This window comes from Agrococcus sp. ARC_14 (assembly GCF_022436485.1).
Taxonomy (GTDB): Bacteria; Actinomycetota; Actinomycetes; order Actinomycetales; family Microbacteriaceae; genus Agrococcus.
Genome location: NZ_JAKUDO010000002.1, coordinates 209,357 through 221,866, shown reverse-complemented (window position 1 = coordinate 221,866; position 12,510 = coordinate 209,357). Strand labels below are relative to the sequence as shown.

The following is a 12,510-nucleotide window of genomic DNA, read 5'->3' as shown; positions in this document are numbered from 1 at the left end:
TCGATGGGGCTCGGCGACCGCTGACAGGCGCGTCCGTCGTGGCGCGGCACGTCAGCGGTCGCCGCTAGCCTCGGACGCATGGTCAAGGCTCCCGGATTCCGCTGCTCCGAGTGTGGCTGGACGACCCTCAAGTGGGTCGGCCGCTGCGGTGAGTGCCAGCAGTGGGGCACGGTCGAGGCGGCGGGCACGAGCTCGTCCCGCGTGAGCGCCGGCTCGGTGCCGGCCGACCGCGCTGCCCGCCCGATCACCGAGCTGCAGACGGCGGATGCGCCCAGGTGGCCGACCGGGATCTCGGAGTTCGATCGCGTGCTCGGCGGCGGCATCGTGCCGGGTGCGGTGGTGCTGTGCTCCGGCGAGCCGGGCGTCGGCAAGTCGACGCTGCTGCTCGCCGTCGCGGCGAAGGCGGCCTCCGCCGGCAAGCGCGTGCTCTACGTCTCCGGCGAGGAGTCGCTCGCGCAGGTGCGGCTGCGCGCCGAGCGCACGGGCGCGCTCGAGCCGCAGCTCTACCTCGCGAGCGAGACCGACCTGGGGACGATCCTCGGGCAGCTGCGCGACACCCAGCCAGAGCTCGTGATCGTCGACTCGGTGCAGGCCGTCGCCAACGCCGACAACGAGGGGCTCGCCGGCGGGCCGAGCCAGGTGCGCGACGTCGCCTCTGCGCTCACGCGCGCGGCCAAGGAAGCGGATGTGCCCCTGCTGCTGGTCGGGCACGTCACCAAGGACGGCTCGGTCGCGGGTCCCCGCGTGCTCGAGCACCTCGTCGACGTGGTCGCGCACTTCGACGGCGACCGGCAGACAGCGCTGCGCTTCGTGCGCGCGTCGAAGAACCGCTTCGGACCCACCGACGAGGTCGGCTGCTTCGAGATGACCGGCGACGGCATCCTCGAGGTGCCAGACCCATCCGGCCTGTTCCTCTCGCGCTCGACGACGCCGCTCGCCGGCACGTGCGTCACGGTCGCGCTCGAGGGGCGGCGGGCGATCCCGGTGGAGGTGCAGGCGCTCGTGGTCGCCGCCTCGACGCCGCAGCCGCGCCGGGTCGTCAACGGCGTGGACGCCTCGCGCGTCGCGATGGTGCTCGCGGTGCTCGAGCGGCACACGGGCATGCAGCTGGGCGCCAAGGACGTCTACGTGTCCACCGTCGGCGGCATCAAGCTCACCGAGCCGGGCGCCGACCTCGCCATCGCGCTCGCGATCGCCAGCGCCGACAGGAACGTCGCGCTCCCCGGTCGCCTCGCCGCGATCGGTGAGCTCTCGCTCGCGGGCGAGGTCCGCGCTGCCTCCGCCGTCAAGCGTCGCGTCACCGAGGCTCGACGGCTGGGCTACACCCGTGTCATCGACGAGAGCGTCGCGCTGGTGCGCAACGCCATCCCCGAGGCGATCAGCCAGGGGCGTCGTGAGGCAGAGGCCCGCCCGCGGCTGGTGGCCGTGCCGGATTTCTAGCCGACGGGCTGCTCCGGCTTCGGCACCTCGAGCATCGCCGTGTCGAGCGTCAGGTCGCGGCCGCCATCCGAGGCGCCGATTGCGATGCGCTCGCCGCGGAAGAACGCCGGCTGCCGCACCGCCTGCACGATCATGACGACGACGCCGAGGCCGAGCGTGACGATGCCGAGCACGAACACCAGCCCGAGCCCTCCGATGTTCGAGCCCGAGCCGTACTCCGGGTCCATCGAGTCGATGAGCGTCGTCACGAACAGCACCGCGAGCACGGTGCCGCCGAGCAGCGGGAACACGAGCCGGTAGAGCGCGGTGCGCCACGACTGGAACCAGGTGCGGCGGAAGTACCAGACCGCCGCGAACGCCGTCAGCCCGTAGTAGAAGCAGATCATCATGCCCAGCGCCGTGATGGTGTCCCACAGCACGTTCTCGCTGATGAAGCGCATGATCGCGTAGAAGCCGCTCGCCACCGCGCTCGCCACGAGCGTCGCGAAGCCGGGCGACTTGAAGCGCTCGGTCACGCGTGCGAAGGGCCCCGGCAGCGCGCCGTAGTGGCCCATCGCGAGCAGCGTGCGCGCGGGGCTCACGAACGTCGACTGCAGCGATGCGGCAGAGCTCATGAGCACCGCGAGCGAGACGAGCACGGCGAGCGGCCCCAGGATCGGGCCCGCGAGCGCGAAGAACACGTTGTCCTGGATGTCGGCGTTGCCGAGCCCGAACTCCCCGTCGCCGACGCCCGCGTAGGCGATCAGCGAGATCGCGAGCAGCAGGTAGAGCACCATGATGATCACGACGGTCCAGGTGGCAGCGAGCCCCGGCGTCTTGTCTGAGCCCTTCGTCTCCTCGTTCATCGTGAGCGTGACATCCCAGCCCCAGAAGATGAAGATCGACAGCGACAGGCCTGCCGCGAAGGCGGTGAACGAGCTGACGGCGAAGGGGTTGAACCAGGATGGGTCGACGGGCGTCGCGTCGAAGGCCGTGCCGTTCGCGACGTGCACGATGGCGGCCGCGGCGAAGCCTAGGAGCACGAGCACCTGGATGCCGACGAGCCAGTACTGCAGCCGCTGCGTGGTCTTGACGTCGCGGTAGGAGATGAAGGTGGCGCCCGCCATGAACAGCAGGCAGACGAGCACGTTGATGCCCGCCTCGCCGGCCAGGTCGGCGATGGCCGGCTGCCCGAAGACCTGCGCGAGCAGCAGGAAGAAGAAGTCGACGGCGATGCCCGCGAGGTTCGACAGCACCAGGATGGTCGCCGCGATGAGGCCCCAGCCGGCCATCCAGCCGACCCACGGGCCGAAGGCGCGCGTCACCCAGGTGAACGTCGTGCCGGAGTCGGGCATGGCGCTGTTGAGCTCCCGGTAGCCGAAGGCGACCAGCAGCATGGGCAGGAATCCGGCGAGCATGATCGCGGGCACCTGCACACCGACCTCCGACACCGTCGGGCCGAGCGCGGCGGTGAGCGTGTACGCCGGAGCGATGCATGAGACGCCGATGACGATCGCTCCGATGAGGCCGACGGATCCAGCAGAGAGGCCCTTGCCCTTGTGGGGCTGCGCCTGGCTCATGCGAGGCTCGCGATCACGTCGGCGGCGGCCTGCTGACCGGAGCGGATGGCGCCATCGACGTGCTGGTAGCCGTGCCCGGCGTAGTCGCTGCACGCCCAGTGGATGGGGCCGACGCTCTGGCGCTGGTCGGCGCCGTAGCGGTGGAGGCCGCCGAGGTCGTAGCTGGCGGCGTAGGCGCCGCGGGTCCACTCCTCGCTCCCCCAGTCGCTCTCGTAGTAGACGACGGGCTCGAGCGCCTCCGGCCCGAAGTACTTCGCGACGGACTCGAGGATCCGCCGACGGCGCTCCTCGTCGGTCAGCCGGAACGCGGCATCCGCATGCTCGTCGGAGACGAACCCGACGAGCGTGCCGCGGGCATCCTCGTGGTTCGTGTTGTCGTAGAGCTCATGCACGAGCTCGTCTGGGCCGAAGCCGGTGCCCGAGAGCCCGGCGTCGCGCCAGAAGGGCCGATCGTAGACGGCGTGCACCTTGATGACGAAGCCGAGCGAGAGGTGCTGGTGCAGCTGGTGCTGCCTGCGCGGCAGCGGCGGCTGCACATCGATGCGGGTGATGAGGTTGGGCGGGACGGCGACGATGACGCGGCTGCCGTGCACGCTCACGCCGTCGGCGACGACCGTGACGCCGTCGTCGGAGCGCTCGATGCGCCGCACCGGCGCCGAGAGGTGCACGGCGTCGCCGAGCGCCTCCGCCATGCGCACGCTGACCTGCTGCATGCCGCCGACGACGCGGCGGTCGAGGATCTCATCCTCGTCGAGCAGGTTGGCGAAGCCGTCGGCGCTCGCCGCCATGAGCAGCGCCTGCAGCGTGGAGAACGCATGCGCGGGCTTGGTGAGCATCGCCGGGCCGATGAACAGCGCGGTCAGGTGGGCGGCGGTCAGGTCGTCGGTCTGGTCGCGCAGCCAGCGCTCGAAGGAGACGGTGTCGAGCTCGCGCGCCCGCGGGTGATCCCACGGCGCATCCGGGTCGATCTCGGCGACGAGCGCCTCGACGGCGGCGATCAGGCGGTCGAGCTCCGCAAGGGTGGCGGCGTCGATCGGGAAGTCGTCGGTGAACCGCACGGCCGAGCCCTCGGCATCCACGAACACCGATTCGCCCTCGCGGTAGCGCTGGAAGGTCTCGAGGCCGAGCCGCTCGATGGTCTCGAGCAGGACGGTCTGGTGGGGCGAGATCCATTGGCCGCCGATCTCGAGCATCGCGCCGTCGATCGTGCTGGTCCAGGTGCGGCCGCCGACACGGTCGCGAGCCTCGAGCACCGCGACGGTGCGCCCAGACTCCACGAGAGCGGTCGCGGCCGAGAGGCCGGCGGGGCCCGCCCCGACGATCACGACGTCGACGTCGATCGAATCCTGCTGTGCCATGTGGTCTCCACTCCGAGTGCCTGAGGCGAACCTAGCGCTCGGAGGGCGCCGCGGTCACTCCTCCAGGATGAACTGACGGTTCTCGCTGCCCGGGTAGTCACCGACCCGCACGCTGAGGTTGTAGGCGGCGCCGCCGGCGGAGACCTGCTCGCGCTCGGCGGTGCAGGTGTCGTTCGACGACACGGTGCGATCCCACTCGATCGGCACCGTCGACTGCGGGGTGCCGGGCTCGAGCGCGACGATGTCGTCCTGCGCGTCCGTCGCGCAGTCCGACCAGCGGTAGACGAGCTCGTCGCCCGTGCGGATCTCGTACTCCTGCACGCTCGTGCCGGCATTCAGCGAGCACGCGGCCTCGCCGGTGTTCTCGATCGTGAACGAGAGCTGCACCGGCTCCCCCGCGCGGTAGGTGGTGCGGTCAGTCTGCGGCGTGATGCGCACGGCCTCGGCTGCGCAGGGCTCGCTGGCATCCGCATCCGGGTCGCCACCGATCGGCGTGAAGGGCTCCGTCGGGCTCGGCGACGGCGTCTCCTCCGCCGCATCCGTCGCCTCCGGCGCGGGAGACTCCGCGGGCGCGGTCTCGCTCGGGGCGGTCTCGGGAGGCGTCTCTGCAGTGGCCCAGGGCTGCCAGATGAGCAGCGCGACTGCAACGGCGACCACGATCGCGAGCAGCGCGAGCAGCGTGCGACGTCGGCGCACTGCTGCGCGGCGCTTGGCTGAAGATCCCGTGCTCACCGATCCAGGGTAGGCGAGCGCGGGCTCAGAGCTGCTTGAGCATGCGCGTGTTGCCCAGGGTGTTGGGCTTCACGTGCGCAAGATCCAGGAACTCGGCCACTCCACCGTCGATCGAGCGCAGCAGCTCGGAGAACACATCGGGCTCGACGACCTGCTCGGCGACCTCCCGATAGCCGTGCCTGCCGAAGAACCCGGTCTCGAAGGTGAGGCAGAACAGCCGCGTGAGGCCGAGCGTCGCCGCGCGCTCCTCGAGGGCATCGAGCATCGCGTGGCCGACGCCCTTGCCGACGGCACCCTCGGCGGCCGCGATCGTGCGCACCTCTCCGAGGTCCTCCCACAGCACGTGCAGCGCGCCACAGCCGACCAGCTGCCCGTCGCGCTCGGCGACGACGAACTCCTGCACCGCCTCGAAGAGCGTCACGAGCTCCTTGCCCAGCAGGATCCGGCGTCGCACGTAGGGCTCGATGAGCGTCTGCATGCCCCGGACGTCGCTCGTGCGCGCGGGGCGCACGGTGATGGCAGATGCGGCGGAAGTCATAGGGATCGAGCCTACTGCCCGCTGGGATCCCCGACCCGGAACACCAGCCTCGCGAACTGGCCGACCTGCCGCGTGTCGATCAGCGTCAGGCGGTCGGACCCGATGCGGCGCGGCAACAGCGGCGCCGCGTCGACATGACCGGTGACATGGCAGAGGGGCCCGGGCCGAAGCCCAGGCCCCTCTGCGTGTCTGCGACTACTCCGCTGCGCGGCGCAGGCGGCCCACGATGAGCAGCGCGGCGCCGATCAGCACCAGCAGGCCGGCACCGACCCACAGCATCGGCGAGATCTCGCCACCGGTCTGCGGCAGCGAGCCGGAGCCGCCAGCCTGGCCGTCGTCGTCGCCGGGAGCCGGCGCCGTCGGGACTGGCGTCTCGGTCGGCTCGTCGGTCGGCGGCTCGGTCACGACCGGCGGCTCCGTGACGTCTGCGGCAGGCGTCACGAGCAGCTGGAACGGCACGACCGTGCCGCCGTCGGTCTGGATCGCGTAGGTCTGCACGACCGGCTCGGCGACCGGAGCGGCTGCCGCCTGGTCGACGATCGCCGCCTCGAAGGTGATCTCGGCAGAGGTCGTCAGGGGAGCGCCCGTCTCATCCTCGTTCACGACCACACCGGCCGAGCCGAGCACGGCACCCTTGGCGTCGACGACGTCTGCGGTCGCCGAGGCCTCTGCACCGGTGGAGCGGATGCGGTCGAGCTGCGCGACCGAGATGGTCACCTCGCTGCCCTCCTCGACGGCCTCGCCGGGCAGACCCGTGATGTCGACATGGCGCACGGCGTAGTCGGGAGCGATGCCCGAGTTGTCGCCCAGGTACGCGAGCAGCGCATCCTGGTCGACGAGACCGGAGTCGCGCTCGTCGGTGCCCTCCGCGAACGCCCAGAAGTTGTCGCCCGGAGTGCCGCCGCCGACGCCCATGAGGAACGAGGCGCTGGCGATGCGGATCTCCTGCTCGGGCGAGACGAACGCGCCGTCGACACGGATGTCGCTGACGCGGTCGTCGAGCTCGCGGGAGGGGTCGGAGACGTAGGTGACGTTGTCGCTGAGCCCCAGCTGCAGGTACTCGCGGGTGCCCTCCGGAACGGGGCTGCCGTCTGCCTGGCGCTGCCACTGCTGCTCGAGCAGGGCGTCGAGCTCTGCACCGGTGAGCGTGATCGTCCAGAGGTTGTTGATGAACGGCAGCATCGTGTTGGCCTCGGCCAGTCGCACGACGCCGGGCTCGGTCTCGGGCTCGGTGGGCTCGAACAGCAGGCTGTCGCGCACACCACCGGGGTTCACGATGCCGACCTGGGCCCCGCCGCGCGCCTCATCGGCGAGCTGATCGCGATACATGTTGGCGACGAGCTGCGCCGCGGCCGACTCCTCGCTGCGGTTGCCGTTGGACTCGAGCGGCACCGTGATCGGGCCGGAGACCGTGCCGACCTCGACGTTGCCGAGCACATCGGCCTGCGCGATCGCCTCGTCGACGATCGTCTGCACGGCAGCGGCGCGCGGGTAGGTCGCCGCGAGCGTCGCGGCCTCCTCGGTCGAGCGCTCGTGGTTGGCGATCTCGGCGACCGAGACGTCGCCGCTCGCGCGATCGACCTCGAGCACGACCTGACCGACGAGGTTGCCGTACTCGTTCGACTGCATGATGGCGCGCTGGGCGCCCTCACCGGCGGGCGCGGGCGAGAGCCACGAGTAGATGCGGTGCGTGTGGCCGTTGAAGACCACGTCGACATCGGCGGAGAGCTCCTGCACCTGCGACTCCATGAAGCCGCCGAGCGAGCCGAGGGTCGCGCTCTGCTCCTCCTGCGAGGCGCCCGCGTCGAGCCGCACGTCGACGCCCTCGTGGATCTCGGCGACGATCACGTCGGCCTCACCGTTGCCAGCATCGCCGTCGGTGAGCTGTGCAGCGACGTCGTTGACCGCGGTGATCGGGTCGCCGAACTCGACACCGGCGATGCCGGAGCCGTCGACCAGGCTGGGCGTCTGGCGCGTGACGGCGCCGATCACGCCGACCGTGAGGCCGTCGACCTCGAAGGTCGCGTGCGAGGGGCCGATCGGCGCACCGTCGAGCGTCACGTTGGCGGAGAGGTAGGGGAAGTCGGCGAGCGCATCGACGCGCCCGGTCAGGTCTGCGACGCCCTGGTCGAACTCGTGGTTGCCGACGGCGGCCGCGTCCACGCCGAGGGCGTTGAGCACGTCGATGGTCGGCTCATCCTGCTGCGACGCGGAGACGAAGTTGGATGCGCCGATGTTGTCGCCACCGGAGAGCAGCAGCGAGTTCGAGGGGTAGTCCGCGCGCAGCTGCTCGATGGTGCCAGCGAACTGCACGGTCTCGTCGGCATCGAGCCGGCCGTGGAAGTCGTTGAAGTGGAGCAGGTTGACGACGGCCGTTGTCTCAGGATCGACGATGATGGGCGCGGCCACCGCGGCGGTCGGGACGATGAGCGCTCCGATGCCGACGGCGCAGGCGGCTCCAGCCGCCATGGTGCGCTTCGCGTGCTTGTTCACTGGTTCTCCGAATGCAGGGGACGGGGAGGGTGCCAAGGGCACCGCTTCGGAGCCTATGCAGTGCACATGCCGACGCGCGAGCCCCGAAAGTGAACGTTCGGTGACTCCGCTGCTCAGACGAAGCGAGGAGGGGAGCCGCCGGGGCTCCCCTCCTCGCTTCGATGCGTCCGTCGATCAGGCGTCGGCCGGCTCCAGCTCCGAGGTGCTCGACTCCGGGCTCGTGTGCGTGAAGACGAACGCGCCGTCGACGAAGTCGACCCTCACGTGCTCCCCCGCACCCAGCTCGCCGTGCAGGATCTTCTCGCTCAGGACATCCTCGATCTCGTGCTGCACCGCTCGGCGCAGCGGCCGGGCACCGAGCGCCGGGTCGTGCCCGATCGTGGTGAGGCGCCGCTTGGCGTCCACGGTCAGCTCGATCGTCATGTCGCGGTCGAGCAGTCGCTCGGAGAGCCGCGCGATGAACAGATCGACGATCTGCAGCAGCTCCTCGGGGTCGAGCTGCGGGAAGACGATCATCTCGTCGACGCGGTTGAGGAACTCGGGCTTGAAGTTCTTCTTCAGCTCCTCGCGCACCTTGCCGCGCATCGCCTCGTAGTCGTTGTGGCTCGACCCCTCAAGCACGAAGCCGACCGGGCCGCCAGAGATGTCCTTGGTGCCGAGGTTGGTCGTCATGATGATGACGGTGTTCTTGAAGTCGACCACGCGGCCCTGGCCGTCGGTGAGGCGACCCTCCTCGAGGATCTGCAGCAGCGAGTTGAAGATGTCGACGTGCGCCTTCTCGATCTCGTCGAACAGCACGACCGAGAACGGCTTGCGGCGCACCTTCTCGGTGAGCTGGCCGCCCTCCTCGAAGCCGACGAACCCCGGAGGGGCGCCGAAGAGTCGCGAGACGGTGTGCTTCTCGCTGTACTCCGACATGTCGAGCGAGATCAGGGCGTCCTCGTCGTCGAAGAGGAACTCCGCGAGCGCCTTCGCGAGCTCGGTCTTGCCGACGCCCGTGGGGCCGGCGAAGATGAACGAGCCACCGGGGCGGCGTGGGTCCTTGAGGCCGGCACGCTGACGGCGGATGGTCTTCGCCAGCACGCTGACGGCCTCTTCCTGGCCGATGACGCGCTGGTGCAGCGCCTTCTCCATGAAGACGAGGCGAGCCGACTCCTCCTCGGTGAGCTTGAACACCGGGATGCCGGTCGCGTTCGCCAGCACCTCGGCGATCACGCCCTCGTCGAGCACGCCGGTGGGGCCACCGTCGCCGCTGCGCCACTTCTTCTCGAGGCGCAGCCGCTCACCGAGCAGCTCCTTCTCCTCGTCGCGCAGGCGGGCAGCAGCCTCGAAGTCCTGGCCCTCGATCGCGCCCTCCTTGCGGGTGCGCACGTCGGCGATCTTCTCGTCGAACTCGCGCAGCTCAGGCGGTGCCGAGAGGATCGACAGCCGCAGGCGGGCGCCACCCTCGTCGATCAGGTCGATCGCCTTGTCGGGCAGGAAGCGATCCTGCACGTAGCGGTCGGCGAGGTTCGCCGCCGCGACGAGCGCGCCGTCGGTGATCGTGATCTTGTGGTGCGACTCGTAGCGGTCGCGCAGACCCTTGAGGATGTTGATCGTGTGGGCGACCGACGGCTCGTTCACCTGGATGGGCTGGAAGCGGCGCTCGAGGGCAGCATCCTTCTCGAAGTGCTTGCGGTACTCGTCGAGCGTCGTCGCACCGATCGTCTGCAGCTCGCCGCGGGCGAGCAGCGGCTTCAGGATGTTGGCGGCATCGATCGCGCCCTCTGCAGCACCGGCGCCGACGAGCGTGTGGATCTCGTCGATGAAGGTGATGATGTCGCCGCGGGTGCGGATCTCCTTCGTCACCTTCTTCAGGCGCTCCTCGAAGTCACCGCGGTAGCGGCTGCCCGCGATCAGCGAGCCGAGGTCGAGCGTGTAGACCTGCTTGTCCTTGAGCGTCTCGGGAACCTCGCCCTTGATGATCGCCTGCGCGAGCCCCTCGACGACGGCGGTCTTGCCGACGCCGGGCTCACCGATCAGCACCGGGTTGTTCTTGGAGCGGCGAGACAGGATCTGCATGACCCGCTCGATCTCCTTCTCGCGCCCGATGACGGGGTCGAGCTTGCCGTCGCGCGCGGCCTGCGTGAGGTTGAGACCGAACTGGTCGAGGATCTGCGAGCCCTTGGCGTCGGTCTGCTGCGGGGCGTCCCCGCCGACCGTGGTCGACTCCTTGCCCTGATACCCGGCAAGCAGCTGGTTGACCGTCTGGCGCACGCGGTTGAGGTCGGCGCCCAGCTTCACGAGCACCTGGGCTGCGACGCCCTCGCCCTCGCGGATGAGGCCGAGGAGCACGTGCTCCGTGCCGATGTAGTTGTGGCCCAGCTGCAGCGCCTCGCGGAGGCTCAGCTCGAGCACCTTCTTGGCGCGCGGCGTGAACGGGATGTGCCCGGACGTCTGCTGGCTGCCGGTGCCGATCATGTCCTGCACCTGCGCGCGCACGGCGTCGAGCGAGATGCCGAGCTGCTCGAGCGCCTTCGCGGCGACACCGTCGCCCTCGTGGATGAGGCCGAGCAGGATGTGCTCCGTGCCGATGTAGTTGTGGTTGAGCAGCTTCGCCTCTTCTTGGGCGAGCACCACGACCCGACGAGCGCGGTCAGTGAATCTCTCGAACATCGCTGCCTCCCTTCCTTGATTTCCGAGCGTAGCCGCGTGCCGGGGAGCGACGTGCGGCTGTTCGCTGTGGGCGCGACACAGGAGGACGCAGACGGATGGGTCGGGGTCGCCGTGCGGGACGCGGGAGTGCAGCTGCGCAGTTGAGCGGAGCTCTTCACGGTCGACGCTCACCGAACGCAAACCTGAGATCGATAGCCTCGAACCGACGCGAGGAGCACGGTGACCGATCAGCCCACGACGCCTTGGGACCAGCCGCAGGGCCAGCAGCATCCCCAAGGCCAACAGCCGCAGGCTGGCCAGCAGCAGTACGGGCAGCCGCCTGTCGCCGCACCAGCGCCGGGCTCCGCGCAGCCGCAGTACGGCCAGCCGCAGTATGGGCAGCAGCCGCAGCAGTATGGGCAGCAGCCGCAGCAGCAGCAGTACGGGCAGCAGCCGCACTACGGCCAGCCGCAGTACGGGCAGCACGCGCAGCCCGGCTACGCGTTCCAGCCGCCCGCGCCGAAGCGGCCTGCGCTGCTGCCCGCCGCGCTGCCGATGTCGGACCGCTCCTACGCCATGGCCTTCCAGCCGCTCGAGCGTCGCGTCGGCCGCTGGTTCCTCGCTTGGGCGATCGCCATCGGCTTCTTCTTCGCCGGCCAGGTGGTCGCGCTCGCACTGATGCTCCCCGGCCTGGCCGACTTCATGCTCTCGCTCGACCCGACCAACCTGCCGACCGACGAGACGGAGCTCGGGCTCGACTTCATCGAGGCCGTGATCGGCACGCCGCTGGGCATGGCCGCCGTCAACATGGCATGGGCCGCGATGATCCCCGGGGCGATCGTCGCGATGGCCGCCTTCGGCAAGCGCGCCGCAGGCTTCGCCTCGAGCGTCGTCGGCACCTGGCGCTGGAGCGTCGTCGCCCGCGCCGCCCTCGTGATCGTGCCGATCTTCGCGGTCTACATCGGCATCTCGCTCTGGATGGACCCATCGATCGAGTGGGAGTGGAACCCCAACTGGGGCCTCGTCATCGCCGTGCTGCTGACCACGCCGCTGCAGTCCACCGGCGAGGAGTTCACCTTCCGCGGCCTGCTGCCGCAGATGATGGGCGGCTGGCGCCTGCACCGCTACGTGCCCGCGCTCGTCATGCTGCCCGCGGTGCTGCTCGTGATGCTGCTGCAGCCCGCGACCTGGTGGCTCTCGCTGCTGGCGCTCGTCGCGGCGGCCGTCGGTCCCTGGGTGCTCACCGGTCGCCTCGGCAACGCCGTCTGGACCGGCATCGCCACCGGTCTGCTCTTCGGCGCCATGCACGCGCATCCGTCGATCGCGGCGACGCTCCAGCTCGCCCTCGTGGGCTTCACCTGCTCGATGCTCACGTACCGCACCGGCGGGCTCGAGTCGGCCTCAGTGCTGCACACGGCGAACAACGTGTTCATCATGGTGCCGCTCGCGCTCACCGGCACGTCGGCCTTCTCTGGGCAGCCCGTGGCGGGCGAGGACTGGCTCTCGACTGCCATCACGGCGGCCGCGCTCGGCCTGGCCTACGTCGCGGTGCACTTCACGATGCGCAAGGTGCAGCGGTTCACCGAGGGGAACCCGGCCGCCGACATGCTCGAGCCGCAGCCGCAGGTCGCACCCCAGCAGCCGATGCCGGTGGCGGCAGGCTGACCGGAGATCCGGCAGGCTGACCGGAGATCCGGCGGGCTGATCGGAGATCGGTGGGTTGACCGGAGAATTTCCGGCGCTCCGCAGAGCCGGC

8 protein-coding genes are annotated in these 12,510 nt (G+C 70.2%); 2 read left to right on the top strand and 6 right to left on the bottom strand.

Going from position 1 to position 12,510, the window contains the following annotated elements:
- The first annotated feature begins 78 nt into the window (after positions 1-78).
- Positions 79-1,440 (top strand): DNA repair protein RadA, encoded by a 1,362-nt coding sequence (gene radA / locus MKD51_RS14300; RefSeq protein ID WP_240241159.1) that lies wholly within the window; start codon positions 79-81, stop codon positions 1,438-1,440.
- Here the strand turns inward: radA and MKD51_RS14295 are convergent.
- From MKD51_RS14295 to MKD51_RS14270, 6 genes are all read right to left on the bottom strand, one after another.
- Positions 1,437-2,999 carry an APC family permease gene (locus MKD51_RS14295; RefSeq protein ID WP_240241158.1) on the bottom strand — a complete coding sequence of 521 codons (1,563 nt, stop codon included), beginning with the start codon at positions 2,997-2,999 and terminating at the stop codon, positions 1,437-1,439. The two genes, radA and MKD51_RS14295, sit on opposite strands and share 4 nt — an antisense overlap.
- Positions 2,996-4,357 carry an NAD(P)/FAD-dependent oxidoreductase gene (locus tag MKD51_RS14290; protein WP_240241157.1) on the bottom strand — a complete coding sequence of 454 codons (1,362 nt, stop codon included), beginning with the start codon at positions 4,355-4,357 and terminating at the stop codon, positions 2,996-2,998. The genes MKD51_RS14295 and MKD51_RS14290 overlap by 4 nt, the downstream gene beginning before the upstream one ends.
- Positions 4,358-4,411: 54 nt before the next feature.
- A complete protein-coding gene (locus tag MKD51_RS14285) occupies positions 4,412-5,089 on the bottom strand; it encodes a hypothetical protein (RefSeq protein WP_240241156.1) in 678 nt (225 codons plus the stop codon).
- A 25-nt stretch (positions 5,090-5,114) separates the two neighbouring features.
- Positions 5,115-5,627, bottom strand: coding sequence for an amino-acid N-acetyltransferase (locus MKD51_RS14280; protein ID WP_240241155.1), 513 nt, complete (start codon positions 5,625-5,627; stop codon positions 5,115-5,117).
- A 195-nt stretch (positions 5,628-5,822) separates the two neighbouring features.
- Entirely contained in the window at positions 5,823-8,120 is a 2,298-nt protein-coding gene (locus tag MKD51_RS14275) for a bifunctional UDP-sugar hydrolase/5'-nucleotidase (RefSeq protein ID WP_240241154.1), read from the bottom strand.
- A 174-nt stretch (positions 8,121-8,294) separates the two neighbouring features.
- Positions 8,295-10,775: an ATP-dependent Clp protease ATP-binding subunit gene (locus MKD51_RS14270; protein ID WP_240241153.1), complete on the bottom strand. Its 2,481-nt coding sequence runs from the start codon at positions 10,773-10,775 to the stop codon at positions 8,295-8,297.
- Between the two features lie 219 nt (positions 10,776-10,994).
- On the opposite strand from MKD51_RS14270, the gene MKD51_RS16395 reads away from it, so the two are divergent.
- Entirely contained in the window at positions 10,995-12,419 is a 1,425-nt protein-coding gene (locus MKD51_RS16395; RefSeq protein ID WP_240241152.1) for a CPBP family intramembrane glutamic endopeptidase, read from the top strand.
- Positions 12,420-12,510: the final 91 nt, after the last annotated feature.

Bases quoted from the DNA above. Each gene is read 5' to 3' on its own strand.
- MKD51_RS14290 (WP_240241157.1), bottom strand. From the start codon at position 4,357: ATGGCACAGCAGGATTCGATCGACGTCGACGTCGTGATCGTCGGGGCG.
- MKD51_RS14295 (WP_240241158.1), bottom strand. From the start codon at position 2,999: ATGAGCCAGGCGCAGCCCCACAAGGGCAAGGGCCTCTCTGCTGGATCC.
- MKD51_RS14280 (WP_240241155.1), bottom strand. From the start codon at position 5,627: ATGACTTCCGCCGCATCTGCCATCACCGTGCGCCCCGCGCGCACGAGC.
- MKD51_RS14270 (WP_240241153.1), bottom strand. From the start codon at position 10,775: ATGTTCGAGAGATTCACTGACCGCGCTCGTCGGGTCGTGGTGCTCGCC.
- radA (WP_240241159.1), top strand. From the start codon at position 79: ATGGTCAAGGCTCCCGGATTCCGCTGCTCCGAGTGTGGCTGGACGACC.